Source organism: Burkholderia metallica, from assembly GCF_902832845.1.
In the GTDB taxonomy this organism is placed as follows: domain Bacteria; phylum Pseudomonadota; class Gammaproteobacteria; order Burkholderiales; family Burkholderiaceae; genus Burkholderia; species Burkholderia metallica.
In genome coordinates this window covers 23,975-42,212 of sequence record NZ_CADFDB010000010.1, presented here as the reverse complement: position 1 = coordinate 42,212, position 18,238 = coordinate 23,975, and the positions used below count along the sequence as shown (strand labels likewise).

15 protein-coding genes are annotated in these 18,238 nt (G+C 68.5%); 5 read left to right on the top strand and 10 right to left on the bottom strand.

The features are described 5' to 3' along the window. Window positions 1–47: 47 nt before the first annotated feature. Window positions 48–1,568, bottom strand: coding sequence for an MFS transporter (locus HWX08_RS25180; protein ID WP_174921019.1), 1,521 nt, complete (start codon window positions 1,566–1,568; stop codon window positions 48–50). A gap of 144 nt (window positions 1,569–1,712) precedes the next feature. Here HWX08_RS25180 and HWX08_RS25175 point away from each other — a divergent pair, with 144 nt between their 5' ends. Then, window positions 1,713–2,351: a TetR/AcrR family transcriptional regulator gene (locus tag HWX08_RS25175; RefSeq protein WP_174921020.1), complete on the top strand. Its 639-nt coding sequence runs from the start codon at window positions 1,713–1,715 to the stop codon at window positions 2,349–2,351. 81 nt (window positions 2,352–2,432) lie between these two features. Here HWX08_RS25175 and HWX08_RS25170 read toward each other — a convergent pair whose 3' ends face one another. Continuing rightward, complete coding sequence (locus HWX08_RS25170; RefSeq protein ID WP_069261031.1) at window positions 2,433–3,029, bottom strand: MlaC/ttg2D family ABC transporter substrate-binding protein; 597 nt, start codon at window positions 3,027–3,029, stop codon at window positions 2,433–2,435. 311 nt (window positions 3,030–3,340) lie between these two features. On the opposite strand from HWX08_RS25170, the gene hpnN reads away from it, so the two are divergent. Next, window positions 3,341–5,974 (top strand): hopanoid transporter HpnN, encoded by a 2,634-nt coding sequence (gene hpnN / locus HWX08_RS25165; RefSeq protein WP_174921021.1) that lies wholly within the window; start codon window positions 3,341–3,343, stop codon window positions 5,972–5,974. Next, a complete protein-coding gene (locus HWX08_RS25160; RefSeq protein WP_174921022.1) occupies window positions 5,967–6,941 on the top strand; it encodes an MlaA family lipoprotein in 975 nt (324 codons plus the stop codon). The genes hpnN and HWX08_RS25160 overlap by 8 nt, the downstream gene beginning before the upstream one ends. Window positions 6,942–7,062: 121 nt before the next feature. Here the strand turns inward: HWX08_RS25160 and HWX08_RS25155 are convergent, their stop codons facing one another. From HWX08_RS25155 to HWX08_RS25135, 5 genes are all read right to left on the bottom strand, one after another. Next, window positions 7,063–7,719: a phosphorylase gene (locus tag HWX08_RS25155; protein WP_425128440.1), complete on the bottom strand. Its 657-nt coding sequence runs from the start codon at window positions 7,717–7,719 to the stop codon at window positions 7,063–7,065. Window positions 7,720–7,773: 54 nt separating this feature from the next. Next, the gene (gene shc / locus HWX08_RS25150; RefSeq protein WP_174921024.1) at window positions 7,774–9,747 is read right to left on the bottom strand and encodes a squalene--hopene cyclase; all 1,974 of its coding nucleotides are present in this window, start codon (window positions 9,745–9,747) and stop codon (window positions 7,774–7,776) included. Between the two features lie 15 nt (window positions 9,748–9,762). Beyond that, the gene (gene hpnE, locus HWX08_RS25145) at window positions 9,763–11,016 is read right to left on the bottom strand and encodes a hydroxysqualene dehydroxylase HpnE (RefSeq protein ID WP_069261036.1); all 1,254 of its coding nucleotides are present in this window, start codon (window positions 11,014–11,016) and stop codon (window positions 9,763–9,765) included. A 13-nt stretch (window positions 11,017–11,029) separates the two neighbouring features. Continuing rightward, window positions 11,030–11,878 (bottom strand): presqualene diphosphate synthase HpnD, encoded by an 849-nt coding sequence (hpnD, locus tag HWX08_RS25140; RefSeq protein ID WP_069261260.1) that lies wholly within the window; start codon window positions 11,876–11,878, stop codon window positions 11,030–11,032. A 260-nt stretch (window positions 11,879–12,138) separates the two neighbouring features. Then, window positions 12,139–12,471: a hypothetical protein gene (locus HWX08_RS25135; RefSeq protein WP_069261261.1), complete on the bottom strand. Its 333-nt coding sequence runs from the start codon at window positions 12,469–12,471 to the stop codon at window positions 12,139–12,141. A gap of 172 nt (window positions 12,472–12,643) precedes the next feature. Between HWX08_RS25135 and HWX08_RS25130 the strand changes: the two genes are divergently transcribed. Further along, entirely contained in the window at window positions 12,644–13,528 is an 885-nt protein-coding gene (locus tag HWX08_RS25130; protein WP_069261037.1) for an alpha/beta fold hydrolase, read from the top strand. Between the two features lie 28 nt (window positions 13,529–13,556). Here HWX08_RS25130 and HWX08_RS25125 read toward each other — a convergent pair whose 3' ends face one another. From HWX08_RS25125 to HWX08_RS25115, 3 genes are read right to left on the bottom strand one after another with little or no spacing between them, the layout of a single operon-like run. After that, a complete protein-coding gene (locus HWX08_RS25125) occupies window positions 13,557–14,495 on the bottom strand; it encodes a GGDEF domain-containing protein (protein WP_069261038.1) in 939 nt (312 codons plus the stop codon). Beyond that, a complete protein-coding gene (locus HWX08_RS25120; RefSeq protein WP_069261039.1) occupies window positions 14,492–15,118 on the bottom strand; it encodes a chemotaxis protein CheC in 627 nt (208 codons plus the stop codon). The genes HWX08_RS25125 and HWX08_RS25120 overlap by 4 nt, the downstream gene beginning before the upstream one ends. After that, entirely contained in the window at window positions 15,111–15,479 is a 369-nt protein-coding gene (locus tag HWX08_RS25115) for a response regulator (RefSeq protein WP_039344648.1), read from the bottom strand. Before HWX08_RS25115 ends, HWX08_RS25120 begins: the two co-directional genes overlap by 8 nt. 471 nt (window positions 15,480–15,950) lie before the next feature. Here HWX08_RS25115 and HWX08_RS25110 point away from each other — a divergent pair, with 471 nt between their 5' ends. After that, window positions 15,951–18,200, top strand: a complete 2,250-nt coding sequence (locus HWX08_RS25110) for a hybrid sensor histidine kinase/response regulator (protein WP_174921025.1) — start codon at window positions 15,951–15,953, stop codon at window positions 18,198–18,200. Window positions 18,201–18,238 lie beyond the last annotated feature (38 nt).

Sequence of the window (18,238 nt, the reverse complement as noted above, 5' to 3'; positions counted from 1 at the left end):
CGGCGGACGACGCGATCCGCCACGAAAGGCGAGTCCGGCACGCCACATCATTCCGGCCGCGAGGACGTCACGCACGCTGCCGCGCGTTCGTCCTGCTGCATCGTTTCACGCCGCATCGTCAGCATCATGGCGACCGCAATACTCAGGATTCCGGAACACAGAACCGCCACCGAAAACCCGTGCGCCATCGCATCCCGATACGCACCGAGCAGTTCCGGCCGGGCGGCGGCGAACACATGCTCCATCACCGCCTGCCGCGCGAGCGTATCCGCTTGCGCGCTTCCCCCCGCCTGCATCGCTGCCGTCATCCGATGCAACGCACCGACGCTCATCACGCTGCCGAGCACCGCGATGCCCATGCTCATCCCGGTCTGGCGCAACGCGTTCATCGTCGCCGACGCCATGCCGGCGCGTTCGGCCGGCGCCAGTTCCATCACGGTCATGCCGGTCGCGGGCACCGCGAGCCCCATGCCGATGCCGAGCACCGCGAGCGCGAGGCCGACCGGCAGATACGGCGTTCCCGCACCGAAGCCGGACATCACTGCAAGCATCGCGCCGACCAGCCCGTACCCCGCGACCATCAGTGCGTGCATCGCAATGCGCGCCGCGATGCGCCCGAACAGCATCGACGTGATCGCCGTCATCACGAACTGCGGCATCAGCTGCCAGCCGGTTTCGGCGGGCGTGCGCCCCTGCGCCTGCTGCAGAAACAGCGACAGGAAGAACAGGCTGCTGTACCCCGAGAACCCGAGCACGAACGACGCGAGATTGGCGCGCATCAGCCGCCGGTCGCGGAACAGCCATACCGGCAGCAGCGGCCGCTCGACGCGCATTTCGACCCGCACGAACACGACGAACGCCACCGCGGCGCCCGCCAGCGGCGCGAGCACCTTCGCGTGCGACATGCCGGCTTCGCCGATACCGATCAGCCCGTACGTGAGCAACCCGAGCCAGACGACGCTCAGCGCCTGGCCGAGCGGATCGAACGCCGCATGCTGCGGATGCCGGCGCTCCGGAATGCCCCACGCGCCGAGCAGCACGGTCGCGATGCCGATCGGCACGTTGACGAGGAAGATGTTCTGCCATCCGCCATGCTCGACGAGCAGGCCGCCCACCAGCGGCCCGAGGATCAGCGCAAGCGCGCTGAACGCTGACCATCCGCCGATCGCACGGGCGCGCTCGCGCGCATCGGGGAACGCATGCGTGAGGATCGGCATCGCACCGGGAATCAGCAGCGCACCGGCGAGCCCCTGGATCGCGCGGCCGATCAGCAGCGGCTCGATGCTGCCCGCGCATGCGCAGAGCACCGAGCCGGCCGTAAACAGGATCACGCTGGCGAGCCACACGCGCTTGTGTCCGTAGCGATCGCCGAGCGGCCCGGCCGACAGCATGAACGCCGACAGCGCGAGCGCATACGCGTTGACGACCCACTGGAGGCCGCCGATATCGGTATTGAGCGCCGTCTGCAGCGTCGGCAACGCGACGTTGACGATGCTGATGTCGAGCGTGGCGAGAAAGGTGCCGAGACAGGCGGCGAGGACGAGCGCGGCGCGACGGTAGCGAGACATGGCGGTCCGCCCTTCACGGGCGCGAAGATGAGAATGATTCTCATCATATATATCGACCGACCGTCGGTCAATGGATTGCGTTGGCCGTGACCGGGGCGCTGGCCTAAACTGCGGGCTTTGCACGAACGGGCGTCGAGCCGCGCGATGACGGACAGGACACAGGCAGGACTCACGACAGGGAAGGACGATATTCCGGCAGGCAAGCCGCGCACGAAGCCGGCGGAAGTGCGCCTCGAGGAACTGATGGCCGCGGCCGAGACGCTGTTTCTCGCGCAAGGCGTGGAAGCGACGACGATCAGCGAGATCGTCGAGCACGCGCAGGTCGCGAAGGGCACGTTCTATCACTACTTCGAATCGAAGTCCGACATGCTCGCCGCGCTCGCGCAGCGCTACACGTCGTCGTTCGTCGACCGCCTGCAGCGCGCGGTGGACGCATGCGACGCTGACGACTGGCTCGCGCGCCTGCGCGCATGGATCCGCGCGAATATCGAAACCTACGCGGCGACCTACCGCACGCACGATATCGTCTACACGAACCACCATCACCACGATCGCACGAATGCCGACAAGAACGCGATCCTCGAACAGCTCGGCGCGATTCTCGACGGCGGCGCACGGGCCGGCACCTGGCGGCTCGCGCACCCGCAGGTCACCGCGCTGCTGATCTATGCGGGCGTGCACGGCGCGACCGATCACATCATCGCGGCGCCGGAAACGGATCGCACCGCGTTCGTCGATGCGGTGATCGACGATTGCCTGCGGATGCTCGGCGCGGGCGCGTAACGCGCCACCGACGCGGCGCCATGAAAAAAGGGCGCCGAGGGCGCCCTTCGTGCATCCGGGGATCGGCTCACGCCGCGACCGTCAGTTCGTCCGCGAATTGTGCTTCTGCAGATACGCGATCAAGCCGTCGATCCCGCCTGCCGCGAGCTGGCTCTTGAACTGCCCCTGATAGACCTGGATCAGCCACGCGCCCGACATGTCGATGTCGTAGATCTTCCAGTCGCTGCCGACCTTGCCGAGCCGATAGCCGACCGACTGGCTGTCGCCCGGCGTCGTGACCGTCGACTGCACGAGCGCGTCGGCACCCGACGCGCCGCCGGCCTTGAACGAGAACTTCGCGTCCTGACTGCCCAGCTGCGCGAGCGACGCGGCGTAGGTGCGCGTCATCAGCAGCCGGAACTGTTTGTACAGCTCCTGCTGCTGTTGCGGCGTGGCCTGCTTCCACGCGTCGCCGACCGCGATGCGGGTCGTGCGCTCGAAGTTCGTCACCGGCAGGAAGCGCTGCTCGACGACTTGCGTGATTTTCGCCATGTCGCCGCCGCGTGCGGCCGGATCGGCCTTCATCGCGTTGACGGTGCCCTCGACCGCATTGCGGACGATATCGACCGGTGCGCTCTGCGCGAAAGCGGAAACCGACACGGCGGCCGCCGCGACGAAAGCAAACAGATGACGTTTCATACGGATATCGCACTCGATGAGAAAAAACGACCGGCTCTTTGCATCGACCGGTGATGCGAAGTATACCGGGCCCGACGCTCCGCTGCCGCACGGTGACCGACTGTTACCTTTCAGCTTCATTTGTCACAGGCGCGGCCGGGCGGCGTCGATTATGTAAATATCCCAATACAAACGAACCGGTCATCGATACCGATTCCGCCGCCGCGAGCAAATTTCCTTCCCGCCCCTGAAACCCCCAACGTCACGACCGTCGTCACGCCGCGCCGGTATACTTGGCTACTTTGCCCTTGCCAGCCGCTCCCCACCGCCACATGGTGACATCTCTCATCGTCCGACTCGTTGCGTGGTCGGTGCGCCGCCCCGTCTGGGTCGTCGTCCTGTCGCTCGTCATCGCCGCCTTCAGCGGCGTCTACGTCGCGCAGCATTTCAAGATCAACACCGACATCAGCAAGCTCGTCGATGCCGAACCGCAATGGGCCGCGCTCGGCCAGGCCGTCGACAAGGCGTTCCCGCAGCGCAACGGCACGATCCTCGCGGTCGTCGAGGCGCCCGCGCCCGAATTCGCGACGGCCGCCGCGCATGCGCTGACCGAAGCGCTGCAGAAGGATGCCGATGGCGGCCGCATCGGCCAGGTCGCCGAACCCGGCGGCGGGCCGTTCTTCGAGCACAACGGGCTGCTGTTCCTGTCGCCGCAGGAAGTCGCGGACACCACGTCGCAGCTCGCGAGCGCGCGTCCGCTCGTCAACGAGCTCGCGAAGAACCCGAGCCTGACCGGGCTCGCGACCACGCTGTCCACCACGCTCGGCCAGCCGCTGCTGACCGGCCAGGTGAAGCTGCCCGCGATGGCGAAGCTGCTCGCGCGCAGCGCCGCGACGGTCGACGACGTGCTGGCCGGCAAGCCGGCCGCATTCTCGTGGCGCGCGCTGGTCGACAACGACGCCGCGCGGCAACCCGCGCGCGCGTTCGTCACCGTGCAGCCGGTGGTCAACTACGGCGCGCTGAAAGCCGGCGCGGAAACCAGCCAGGTGATCCGCGACGCGGCCCGCTCGCTCGATCTCGAAAAGCGCTACGGCGCGGTCGTGCGCCTGACCGGCGAACAGCCGCTCGCCGACGACGAATTCGCGTCGGTCGAGGATGGCGCGGCGCTCAACGGCGTCCTCACGCTGCTCGCCGTGCTCGTCATCCTGTGGCTCGCGCTGCGCTCGAAGCGGATGATCGGCTCGGTGCTCGTCACGCTGTTCGTCGGCCTCGTCGTGACCGCCGCGCTCGGCCTTGCGATGGTCGGCTCGCTGAACATGATTTCGGTCGCGTTCATGGTGCTGTTCGTCGGCCTCGGCGTCGATTTCTCGATCCAGTACGGCGTGAAATACCGCGAGGAACGCTTCCGCGATCCGCGCATCGACCACGCGCTGATCGGCGCCGCGCACTCGATGGGCATGCCGCTCGCGCTGGCCACCGCGGCCGTCGCGGCGAGCTTCTTCTCGTTCATCCCCACCGCCTATCGCGGCGTGTCCGAGCTCGGCCTGATCGCGGGCGTCGGGATGTTCGTCGCGCTGCTCACCACGGTCACGCTGCTGCCCGCGCTGCTGCGCCTGTTCGCGCCGCCGGGCGAATCGAAGACGCCGGGCTTCCCGTGGCTCGCGCCGGTCGACGATTACCTCGATCGTCATCGCAAGCCGATCCTGATCGGCACGCTCGTGGTCGTGATCGGCGCGCTGCCGCTGCTCGCGTTCCTGCGCTTCGACTTCAATCCGCTGCACCTGAAGGATCCGCACAGCGAATCGATGGCGACGCTGCTCGCGCTGAAGGATTCGCCGGAAGCGGCCGTCAACGACGTCACGCTGCTCGCGCCGTCGCTCGCGGAGGCCGACGCGGCCGCGAAGCGCCTCGACGCGCTGCCCGAGGTCGGCCGCACGACCACGCTGTCGACCTTCATTCCCGCCGACCAGCCGGCCAAGCGCGCGGCGATCGCCGCGGCCGCGAGCGACCTGCTGCCCGCGCTGACTCAGCCGGCCGCGCCGCCCGCGACCGACGCGCAGCGCGTCGCCGCGCTCAAGCGCGTGTCGAACCTGCTGAGCTACGCGGCCGAAGATCACCCGGGCCCGGGTGCGGCCGCCGCGCAGCATTTGTCCGCGTCTCTCGCGAAGCTCGCCGCCGCGGACGCCGCGACGCGCGACCGCGCCGAGCGCGCGTTCTCCGACACGCTGCGCATCGCGCTCAACCAGCTCGCTTCGCTGCTGCAGCCGCAGGACATCACGCGCGAATCGCTGCCGCCGCAGCTGGTGCGCGACTGGGTCGCGCCGAACGGTAGCGCGCTCGTGCAGATTTCGCCGAAGGTGCCGAAGGGTGTCGACCCGAACGACGACACGATGCTGCGCCGTTTCGCGACGACCGTGAAGGCCGCGGAACCGGGCGCGACCGGCGGACCGATTTCGATCCTGCATTCGGCCGACACGATCATCAACGCGTTCCTCCATGCGGCGCTGTGGTCGATCCTCTCGATCACGATCCTGCTGTGGATCACGCTTCGCCGTTTCGGCGACGTGCTGCGCACGCTGGTGCCGCTGCTCGTATCGGGCATCGTCACGCTCGAGATGTGCGTGGTGCTCGGCATCCAGCTCAACTTCGCGAACATCATCGCGCTGCCGCTGATGCTCGGTGTCGGCGTCGCGTTCAAGGTGTATTTCGTGATGGCGTGGCGCGCGGGGCAAACCGGATTGCTGCATTCGAGCCTCACGCATGCCGTGCTGTTCAGCGCCGCGACGACCGCGACCGCATTCGGCAGCCTGTGGCTGTCGCACCATCCGGGCACGTCGAGCATGGGCAAGCTGCTCGCGCTGGCCCTGACCTGCACGCTGATCGGCGCCGTGGTGTTCCAGCCCGTCCTGATGGGCAAACCGCGCGTCAAACGCGCCCAGAACCAATCGCAAGGAATCAATGAATAAGGTGCGAATCATTGCGGCGACCGTTGCCGCCAGCGCAATGCTGAGCGGCTGCGCGACGGGACCGAACCGCAACCCCAACGACCCGCTCGAGCCGATGAACCGGGCGATGTACAAGTTCAACGACACCGTCGACACGAACATCGCCCAGCCGATCGCGAAGGGGTACCAGAAGGTCACGCCGACGCCCGTGCGCACCGCGATCAGCAACTTCTTCTCGAACCTCGGCGATCTTGGCAACATGGCGAACAACCTGCTGCAGCTGCGCATCACCGACGCCACCGAGGATCTGATGCGCGTGGCGATGAACTCGGTGTTCGGCGTCGCCGGCCTGATCGACATCGCGACGCCGGCCGGGCTGCCGAAGCATCACCAGGATTTCGGGCTGACGATGGCGCGCTGGGGCGTGCCGTCGGGCCCGTACCTCGTGCTGCCCGTGTTCGGGCCGAGCACGATCCGCGACGGCGTCGGCCGCGCGGTGGACGTGCGCTTCAACCTGCTCAACTACATCGAGCCGGCCGCGCGCAACCCGATGTACATCGCGCAGTTCATCAGCGCGCGTTCGGACCTGCTCGGTGCGACCGACCTGCTGAAGCAGGCCGCGCTCGATCCGTATTCGTTCGTGCGCGACGCGTACCTGCAGCAGCGCAAGTCGCTGACGTACCGCAGCCAGTCGTCGTCGGCCACGGTGCCGAACTACAGCGAACCGGGTGAAGCGGGCGCGGTGCCGGCCGCGACGCCGGCTGTGCCGGGGCTGCCGAACTACGAGGATCCGGGCGAGTCGGGCGGCGCATCGGGAGCGGCGCCGAACAATGCGCCGGCCGCGCCGGGGTTGCCGCAGTACGACGATCCGGGCGCGGATAATGCGACGCCGGCGAGTGCGCCTGCTGCGGCGTCGGCTGCTGCGCCGGCTGCGGCATCGGCACCCGCGCCGACCCTTCCCGCGAGCAATCCGGCCGCGCAGAAGTAACGCGGCAGCGGCTACCGCCGCAAAGAAAAAGAGCGCTGCAAATCACATCTGCAGCGCTTTTTTTTTTGTCCGCGAGAAACGGAAAGCCGGGAGGGAAGGCGAGAAAAGCGGCCCGTGCCGCTCAGACGATCCGCATCGCGCCCGTACGCTCGAATGCGTGCCGTGCCTGGATCAGCGTCGTGCGCGCCGCACGCGCATCGCTCGCGACCTGCAGCAGCGGGCCGAGCTGCGACGGCTGCTTCAGCAATTCCCGCAGGATCGGCAGGATCGCCGTGCTGCCGTCGTCGCGCAGGCCGGCCGTCGCCGCGCGCGGCAACGTGCGCCACGCCGGATCGACGATCGCGCGGCACACCGCGAACGGCACGCCGCGCGCAGCCGCGAAGGCCGCCGCGATGTGCGACTCCATGTCGACGGCGAGCGCGCCCTTCGCGTGGTGCAACGACGCCTTTTCCTGTTCGCCGACGACCGGCGCACCGACCGCCGCGATCGTGCCGCGCGTGACGCGCGCCCACACCGGCGTGTCGTGCAGCGCCGCGACGAGCCGCGCGCTCCAGCCCGTATCGGTCTCGACGCGGCCGAACGGCCCGTCGATCGCGTTCGCGATCACGAGCGCCCCGGGTTCCAGATCGGGCGCGAGCCCGCCCGCCGTGCCGAAGCTCACGATGCCCGCGCAACCGCGCGCGGTCGCGTCGGCCAGCGCGCGCTCGAGCCGGTCGGCCCGCGCGGCGAATACGGCCTCGACGCCGTAGCCGCGTGCGATGCGCGCCTCGAACGCCATCCCCGTCACCGCGATGACGGGCAATGCGCCGTTGTGCCGAGATGCGCCCACGCGTTACAGCCCGACCGTCACGCGCGTCGTGTTGTCGCGCTTCAGATTGCGGTAGCGTGCGAGCGCCCACAGCGGGAAGAACTTGCGATAGCCGTGGTAGCGCAGGTAGAACACGCGCGGGAAGCCCGTCGCCGTGAAGCGCGCCTCGTCCCACAGGCCCGCTTCGTTCTGGTGGGCGATCAGGTAGTCGATGCCGCGCGCGACGGCCGGGTTGTTCACCTCGCCGGCCGCCATCAGGCCGAGCAGCGCCCACGCGGTTTGCGACGCGGTGCTCGGCGCCTGTTCGAAGCCGCGATAGTTCAGCTTGTAGCTGTCGCCGTCCTCGCCCCAGCCGCCGTCCTTGTTCTGGATCGACAGCAGCCACTGCGCGCCGCGCTTCATGCGCGGATCGTCCGGCGGCAGGCCGGCCGCGTTCAGCGAGCACAGGGCCGTCCACGTGCCGTACACGTAGTTCATCCCCCAGCGGCCGTACCAGCTGCCGTCCGGCTCCTGCTCCTTGAGCATGTAGTCGAGCGCACGGCGCGCCGGCTCGCTGTTCAGCGGCGTCTCGCCGAGCTGCGACAGCATCGACAGGCAGCGGCCCGACACGTCGGCCGTCGGCGGATCGAGCAGCGCGCCGTGATCCGAGAACGGAATGTTGTTCAGGTAGTACTGCGTGTTTTCCGGTTCGAACGCGCCCCAGCCGCCGTCGCTGCTCTGCATCCCGACGACCCACTCGCGCGCACGCGCGATCGAATCGCGATACGCATCGTTCTGCCTGAGTTTCTGCGCGCGATCCATCGCGACCGCGACCACCGCCGTGTCGTCGACGTCCGGGTAGTGCGCGTTCGCGTACTGGAACGCCCAGCCGCCGGGCCGCACGTGCGGACGGCGCGAGATCCAGTCGCCGCGCACGTCGAGGATCTGCAGCGGGCGCAGCCATTCGAGGCCGCGGATCGCCGCGTCCTCTGCGCGCGCATCGCCCGTCTCGAGCAGCGCATGCGCGGCGAGCGACGTGTCCCACACCGGCGACAGGCACGGCTGGCAATACGCTTCGTCGTCGTGCACGACGAGCAGCTTCTCGATCGACTTGCGCGCGATCGCGCGGTTCGGATGATCTTCCGCGTAGCCGAGCACGTCGTACATCATCACCGCGTTGGCCATCGCCGGATAGATCGCGCCGAGCCCGTCCTCGCCGTTCAGGCGCTCGTCGACGAACGACACGGCCTGACGGATCGCGCGTTCGCGCGTGTAGTTCGGAAACAGGCCGTCGACCGCGCGCAGCGCATGGTCGACCACGCGGAAGAACGCAAACCAGCCGGGGCTCTGATGGCCCTGGCGCGGCAGCAGCCCCGCGTTGACGGGCGGATCGATGAACAGCTCGTCGATGCGCACGCCGCGCGGGTTCTTCGCGAGCGGACGCTTCGCGTTCAGCACGAGCAGCGGCACGATCACGGTGCGCGCCCAGTACGACACCTTCGACAGATGGAACGGGAACCACTGCGGCAGCAGCATGATCTCGACCGGCATCATCGGCACCGCGCGCCACGGAATCGCGCCGTACAGCGCGAGCTGGATGCGGGTGAACACGTTCGACATCTCGGCGCCGCCCATCGCGTGGATCGCACGGCGCGCACGCTGCATGTGCTCGGCGTTCTCGTCGTCGCCGATCACCTTCAGCGCGAAATACGCCTTCACGCTCGCGCTGATGTTCGGCGCGCCGTCGGTGAACAGCGGCCAGCCGCCGTCGGCCTGCTGGATGCGGCGCAGATACGTGCCGATCTTGCGTTCGAGCTCGACGTTCGGCGTCTCGCCGAGATAGTGGACGAGCAGCACGTATTCGGCGGGAATCGTCGAATCGGCTTCGAGTTCGTAGACCCAGTGGCCATCCGCGTTCTGCGCGGCCAGCAGCGCGTCGGTCGCACGCGCGACGGCCGCATCGACGCCGGCCGGCACGGTGCCGGCGGACAGGGTAGCCATTTCGGTGAGATCGTTCATCGGTCCCTCTGTTACTTACTGTGTCTGGAGCACGTCCGCGGCCAGCTGGCCGGAGCGGATCGCACCCTCGATCGTGGCGGGCAGGCCGGTGGCAATCCAGTCGCCCGCCAGCACGAGATTGGTCCAGCGCGTACGCACGGCCGGACGCTTCATTTCCTGCGACGGCACCGCCGCAAAGCCCGCGCGCGGCTCGAGCACGAGCTGCCACGCGGGGATGGTTTCCGGGTTCGCGCCGGTCACGCGCGCGACGTCTTCCCAGATGCGCCGCGCGAGCGTGTCGCGCGGCGTGTCGAGCCAGCGGCCCGCATCGCGGATCGTCGCCGCGAGCAGGCCGCCGCCGGTGCGCACCGCATCGACGACGCCGTTGATCACGGCCGTCTGCAGCGGCACGCCGGCCGGCGCGTCGACCGCGAAATACGCGGTCACGACCGCGCTGAACGTATCGGGCGCGGTGAGTTCGGGCACGAGCGGCAGCGCAACCTCCGGCGGCACGGCCAGCACGACGGCATCGCCCGGCGCGAGATCGAGCCGCTCGCCGCCGAGCGACACCGCATCGACCGCGTTGCCGTGCGCGCCGAATTCGAACGCGTCGAGCCGCGAGTTCAGGCGGATCTGCGCGCCGCCGTGCTGCAGCATCCGCAGCGCCGGTTCGACGAACGCGCTGCCGAGGCCGTGGCGCGCGACGAGCGCGCGGCAGCCGGGGCCCCCCGCGGCAAACGTGCCGCACAGCGCGGCGCGTGCGAGTTCGGCGCTTGCATGCCGCGGCTCGACGTTCAGCACACCGAGGCAATACGGCCGCAGCCAACGTTCCCACAGCAGGCCGTCGCATCGCATCGTCTGGGCGAGTGAGCGGCCCGTGCGCGCGAACGCGAGCGGGGCGAGCGCGAGGTAGTCGAGCGGCGTCGTGCCCGGCGCGCGCGACGCGGCATCGAACAGCCACGACGGCCAGCGCCCGTTGCCGAAGCGCAGCGTCCAGCGCTGCTGCGACGCGATGTCGACGACCGGGAATTCAGCCCACGCGGGCCCTGCGAGCTGATCGGCCGCGCCGATCGCGCGCAGGTAGCGCTGCGTCGCGGACTGCCCCGCGAACACCGTGTGCAGTCCGCTGTCGAGCGTCGTGTTCAGCGTCCCGTCGAACCACGTGCGGCAGCGGCCGCCCGCATGCGCGTGCGCATCGTGCAGCACGATGCGTCGCCCGCGGCGTTGCAGCTCGACCGCGGCCGACAGGCCGGCAACGCCGGCGCCGATCACGTGGACGGTCCTGGGCATCGACTCGGTCGGCTCAGAACAGCGCGTAGCGCGCGGCGATCATCAACATGCGCGCCTTCGGCTTGCGCAGCGGCGCGCGCGGGAACGCGAAGCCGCGTGCGATCGCGGCTTCGAGAATGCAGCGGTACGCGCCCGACATGATGCGCGGCGCCTTCACCTGCGCACGCGGGCAGGTATCCATCACCGCGTCGGCCTGGCGGAAGTGCTCGAGCGCGCGCTCGACGAGCGTCGCGCACACCCGCGGCAGCGCCGGATTGCGCACGATCGTCGCCGGGTCGGTGATCGCGATGCCTTCGCGCGCGAGCAGTTCGCGCGGCAGGTAGCACCGGTTGATCGCCGCATCGTCGTCGATGTCGCGCAGGATGTTGGTCAGTTGCAGCGCGCGGCCGAGGTGATGCGACAGCTCGATCCCTTCGGCTTCCGGCATCCCGAATATCCTCACCGACAGCCGGCCGGCCGCGCTCGCGACGCGATCGCAGAAGAGGTCGAGCGTCGGTTCGTCGGGCGCGCAGATGTCTTCGACCGCGTCCATCGCCATGCCGTCGATCATCGCGTGGAAGTCGTCGCGCTGCAGGTTGAATGCGCGGATCTCGCGGTCGAGCGCGGCCAGATGGCGCGGCGGGCGGCCGGCGTAGCACGCGTCGATGTCCGCGCGCCAGCGGTCGAGGCCCGCGTTGCGCTCGGCGCGCGGCAGGTCGCTGTCGGCGATGTCGTCGACCGCGCGGCAAAACGCGTAGACCTGGAACATCGCATCGCGCTGCACGGCAGGCAGGATGCGCATCGCAAGGTAGAAGGAACTGCCCGATGTGACGGCAGCGGCGTCGGTTTCTGGTTCGTCCACGACGGAATGGGAAACGGCCAAGACGAGCTCCACGGAGACACCCACGCGGGGCGATTGAAGAAGCCATGCCCGGCGGGGGATGGTCAGGGTGTCAAATGCGTGCGAGATATGCGAACGATCGACGCAGACAGGCACAAATTACCGGCCGGAAGCCGGAAATGGCCGAAAGTATAGCAATCTTTGAAGTTCGATGGCGGACACGCGCCGCGCCGGGCGGCGTGCCGCAACGCGCTGGCCGGCAAGCGCGGCCGGCCGGGGCGCAATCCGGCGCCCGCGGCGCGTCAGCCGTAGACGATGTCGCGCTGCAGATCGAGCGCAATCAGCCCCATTTCGCGGGTGAGCTGCAGCATCGAGCGGCGCTCGAGGCGCGATCCCATGAAGCTCGTCACGCGGCCGTCGGGCTCCGCGGTGAACTGGAACACCGCGCCGCCCGTGCCGAACCAGGCGCCCGGAACATCCGGCGATTCCTGCCAGTCGATCTGCTCGAACACGCGCGCGATGCCCGCGCGCACGAGGTCGCCCGGGCCGATCGGCGGCGCGATGTCGCCCAGGTCGTCGAGCGAATAGGGGCCGGGTTTGTCCGGCTTCCGGTAGAAGAGATAGTCGACGTTCATGGGCGCAATCGCGAGCAAAGCAACAAATTAGCGTGCTTCGGGGGAAATTCAAATCGGATACGGCCGAAATGTGGCCTGTACGAGACAAGAAGGGAGCCGAAGCCGGCCTGTCTGGGCGCACGCGGGTTCGTCTAAGATGACAGCTTTCTCGAAATCTTAAGAGCCGGACACCATGGAGACGAACGCAAGCGCCACCCCGCAGTCCGATCATCCCGTTTTCGTGCTCGTGCACGGCGCCTGGCACGGCGCGTGGTGCTACGCGCACGTCGCGGCCGCGCTGGCCGCGCGCGGCCACCTGTCGATCGCGCGCGACCTGCCGGCGCACGGCATCCATGCCCGCTTTCCCGCCGCGTACCTCGCACGCCCGCTCGACAAGGATGCGTTCGGCGCCGAGCCGTCGCCGGTCGCGAACACGACGCTCGACGATTACGCGACGCAGGTGATGCAGGCGGTCGACGACGCGTACGCGCTCGGCCGCGGCAAGGTCGTGCTGGTCGGGCACAGCATGGGCGGCCTCGCGATCACGGCGGCCGCCGAACGCGCGCCGGACAAGATCGCGAAGATCGTCTATCTCGCGGCCTTCATGCCCGCGTCGGGCGTGCCGGGCCTCGACTACGTGCGCGCGCCCGAGAACAAGGGCGAAATGCTCGGGCCGCTGATGCTGGCGAGCCCGCGCGTGGCCGGCGCGCTGCGCATCGATCCGCGCAGCGGCGACGCCGCGTATCGCGACCTCGCGAAGCGCGCGCTGTACGACGACGTGCCGCAGGCCGACTTCGAAGCGGTGGCGAACCTGATGACCTGCGACGTGCCGGCCGCGCCGTTCGCGACCGCGATCCCGACGACGGCCGCGCGCTGGGGCGCGATCGAGCGCCACTACATCAAGTGCCTGCAGGATCGCGTGATCCTGCCCGCGCTGCAGCAGCGCTTCATCGACGAAGCCGACGCGTTCGCGCCGGGCAACCCGACCCGCGTGCACCAGCTCGACAGCAGCCATTCGCCGTTCATGTCGCAGCCGGCCGTGCTCGCCGGCGTGCTGGCAGGCATCGCGAAAAGCTGAGCGCTTGCCGGCGCTGCGCGTGCAGCGGCTACGCGTACGCGACCGACCGGTCGCGCCCGAGCCGCTTCGCGCGATAGAGCGCGGCGTCGGCCTCGTTGACGAGCACGTCGCAGGTCAGCGCGCCCGCCTTCGCACACGCGCCGCCGACGCTCGCCGTCACCGGCACGCTGACGCCCTCGGCATCGACCGGCTGGCTGCCGATCGCATCGCGCACCTTGTCGGCCACGCGCATCGCCTCGTCGAGATTCGTACACGGCAGCAGCAGCGCGAATTCCTCGCCGCCGAAACGGCCGAACGTATCCTGCGCACGCACGATCGACGCGACGCGGCGCGCCGTCTCGCGCAACACCGCATCGCCGGCCGCATGCCCGAAGCGGTCGTTGATCGTCTTGAAGTGGTCGAGGTCGAACAGCAGCATCGACATGTCGCCGCCGTAACGCTGCCAGCGCGCGAACTCGTCGCCAAGCCGCGCCTCGAAGAAGCGCCGGTTCGCGATACCGGTCAGGCCATCGCGATTCGCATGCTCGCGCAGCTTCGCGACCGCTTCCTCGCGCTCGCGCTGCATCACGCTCACATGCGTGACGTCCGAGATCGTCACGCACACGGCTTCGACGTCGCGGCCGCGCGTGAGCGGCATGAACGTGCAGTCCTGCTGCATGTAGTCGACGCCGCCGGTGATCGGCCGGTCGTGCTCGAAGCGAAACAGGTAGGGGCGCTGCTCCCACGAGCTGAACGCGAAGCTGCCGAGCTGGAACACGCTCTCGAGCTTGCGCGACAGCCATGCGCGCGGCAGGTCGGGAAAGCAGTCGAACAGGTTGCGGCCGATCACGTCGGCGGCGGGGATGCCGCTGTGGTCCTGCATGAAGCGATTCCACATCAGCACGGTCATCGCGCGGTCGAGCACGAACAGGCCGAAGCCCACCCGCTCGATCACGAGGTCGCTCAGCGACGGCGCGGCGGCCGTCATAGCGCGGACAGCAACGCGTCGAGCGCGTCGCCCATCAGCCGGATCGAATCCTCGGCCATCAGCATGACGAAGTGAGCCCGGAACGCGTGGTCCTCGAGCCCGAAGTTCACCTCGAGCAGCAACGCAACGCTCCATGCCAGCTCGGTCGGCTGGAATACGTCGTCGAACGACACGTTCGCGCCGAGCAGCCCCGGCGGAAAGAACACGGGCTTGCGGCCGAGCTCGTCGAGGATCGACGCAACGCATGCCCCCATCAGCACGTTCGCGACGTCGAACACGACTTCGTCGGGCGTCGCCATCCCGCCGTACACGCCGTCGCCGAACGTGCGGTCGACGACCGACATGAGCCGCGCGATGCCCGCGGTGCGGCACAGCACGAGCGCCTCGCCCTTGATGTCGGAGCGAAAGCCCTGGCGCACGGCGGTCACGTTGTCGTGAATGCCCGTCATCTCGCGCAGCGCGTCGCCCGCGTCGGTCGCTTTCACGACGCGCACGCGCGGCACCGACAGCTCGATGAAGTGCCCGAGCAACAACGCGAGCCGCGCGGCGGCGCGGCCCATTGCGAGGTTGGCGATTTCCTGCAACGCGTCGCGTTGCTCCGCCGTGAACACCGAGTCAGGCATACAACCCATACTCCTTGAGAATGGGCAGCAATGCCTCCGACGTCACGGGCTTGGCTACGAATGCGATCGCGCCCAATTCGCGCACGCGTGCTTGCGCCTGCGGCTGGATATCGGCGGATACCACGATCACGAACGTATTCAGATCTTCGTGGCGCAGTGTTTCCAGGACCTGATATCCGCTCATGTCGGGCATCGTCAGGTCCAGAAACATCACGGAAGCTTTGCCGTCACGATAGAGCGCCAAGGCCTCTCGACCATTCGCGGCATACGCGACTTCGACGTCCCAGCCTCCCGGCAGCGCCTTTGTCAGAAGTTTGCGAGCGAGCAGCGAATCGTCGGCAATTACAATCGGCAAAGGCATGGGGCGATGCGGTATACGGAATGGTCTCTCTCGCGTTAACGACCGCGCGGCGCGCTTCTTTAGGCGCCATGCGCTCGGGCCGCAGGCAACCGCCTTGCGGCCGCGCACGGGCGACGCGACGCGGGTGCGCGCGACGCACCGCGCAGCGAATGCCGGCGGGCGCATTTATCTGTCATAGGGAAAGCAAGGCGCGATTCTCTGAGTAAACCTGAGGCGATGCAACTCGCCATTTTCACCATTTCGAACAGAATTGGTCCGAACGCACGCCATTGCGAAAACAGCCGCGACCATTTTCGAGATAAGCACGCAAAATTTTTCCTTGTGTACGTTTGCGCTGCCGGATTCGTCGCGTTTTCAATCTGACAATTTCCTCCTGTCGGAATCGACAGGATGGCCGGCGTCCGGGGCCGTACGGCGGGCCGTCGCAACTCGTTTATGATGGCAGGCACCTTTGCTTGACCCGCTTCCCCGATGACGTCCGACCGGCCCGCCGACTCCCACGCTCCCGCTTCCCCGCCCGCCGACGACTGGCAGGACGACGGCAACTATGCGGCCGGTGCGCCCGAGCACGATTTCGCGGTGCGCCGCGTGACGCTGATCGTGCTGCTCGTCGCGGCGATCGTGCTGCCGTGCATCTACGTCGTGGTGATGGCGTACAACGACCTGAAGACGCGCGAGGCCGCCGCGAGCGACGTGACGATGCGCACCGTGCGGGTGGCCGAAGAGCATGCGCTCAAGGTGTTCGACCTGAGCGAAACGCTCGATGCGCGCATCGTCGATCTCGTGCAGGACATGGACGACGCGACCGTGCGCAACCGGGAGTCCGACATCCACGAAGCGCTGAACACGATCGGCGGCGGCTATCCGCAGGTGGCCGCCGTGTCGATCTTCGGCGCGAGCGGGATGTTGCTCGCGAACAGCCTCTACTATCCGGCGCCCTATGCGTCGATCGCGAACCGCGACGACTTCGCCGGCATCCGCGACGGCAAGGTGATCGAACACATCTCGCGGCTGATGATGGGGCCCCTCAAGCTGGAGAACATTCCCGTATTCAACACGGGCGTCGCGCGGCGCCATAGCGACGGTTCGTTCGCCGGGATGGTGTCGATCGCGCTGAAGTCGTCGTATTTCAACGCGTTCTACCGCGACCTGCTCGGCGGCGCGAGCACGCCGATGACGATGGCGCTCGCGCGCTCGGACGGCGCGGTGATCGCGTCGTATCCGCCGCCGCCGTCGCTCGCGCACACCGATCGGATGGCCACCTTCGGCGACGCACGCAACGATCCGCGCGCCGGCGTCGTGCGCGTGCGTCACGACGGCGCGAGCAGCGAGATCGTCGCGTACCGCCAGGTCGGCAGCTATCCCGTCTACGTCACCTGTTCGTATCGCACGTCGGCGATCTGGCACGAGTGGTACGAACACCTGAGCGTGCTGTTCATCTCGATGTTCGCGCCGTCGATCGCGCTGTGGTCCGTGATCTGGCTGTCGCTCAAGCGGCTGAAGGCGGAAGAGGAGGCGTGGGACCGCTGGCAGGCCGAAGCGTCGATGCGGCGCTCGATCGAATCGGCGTACCGGCAGTCGCGCAAGATGCAGGCGCTCGGCAACCTCGTCGGCAGCGTCGCGCACGACTTCAACAACCTGCTGATGATCATCTCGAGCAACGTGCAGATCGCGCGGCGGCGCGGGGTCCAGCATCTCGACAAGGAACTCGGCGCGATCGAACGCGCGCTGAAGAACGGGCAGTCGCTCACGCGCCAGCTCCTTGGCGTCGCGCGCAAGCAGCCGCTGCACAACGAAACGATCGACATCGGGCAATGGGTCGGCACGTGCCGCGAACTGCTGAAGACCTCGCTCGGCTCGAAATCGTCGCTGGTCGTCGCGATCGAGCCCGGCGTCTGGCCGATCCGCGTGGACGTCGCGGAACTCGAGCTCGCGGTGATCAACCTCGCGGTCAACGCGCGCGACGCGATGGCGGCGGGCGGCCGCTTCACGGTCGGCGCGCGCAACGTGACGCTGCGCCGCGAGGACGGCTTCCCGCTCACCGGCGATTTCGTGCAGATCTCGCTCGACGATACGGGTTCGGGCATGGCGCCCGACGTGCTCGCGCGCGCGTTCGAACCGCTGTTCACGACGAAGGCGCAGGGGATGGGCACGGGGCTCGGGCTGCCGCAGGTGTTCGCGTTCTGCGAACGCTCGGGCGGCCTCGCGACGATCGACAGCGCGGTCGGCGCCGGGACGTCGGTGCGCCTCTACCTGCCGCGCGCGCGCGCCGAGGATGTCGTCGTGCGGCCGCCGGCGGTCGCGCACGATGCGGGGGCGGGCGCGACCGCCGGCCTGCACGTGCTGCTCGTCGAGGACAACAGCGAAGTCGCGGCCGGCACCGAAGCGCTGCTCTCGCTGCTCGGGCACCGTGTGACCTACGCGCCCACCGCCGACGACGCGTTGCGCCTGATCGAAGGCGCGGCCGCGAACGATGCGTTCGACCTGGTGATTTCGGATATCCACATGCCGGGCCGCCTGAACGGCATCGACCTCGCCGAAGCGGTCGAGCGGCGGCCGGAGAAACTGCCCGTGATTCTCGTCACGGGTTACGCGGAGGAGCTCGACCGCACGCGCACCGTCAACGTCCGCGTGCTGTCGAAGCCGTTCGACATCGCGCTGCTCGACGAGATCCTGTTGGGCATTCGCGAAGCGCGCGACGCACGCCGCACCGGCACCTGACCCGCCGCGTGCGGGCCGGCGTGGGCGTGGGCGTGGGC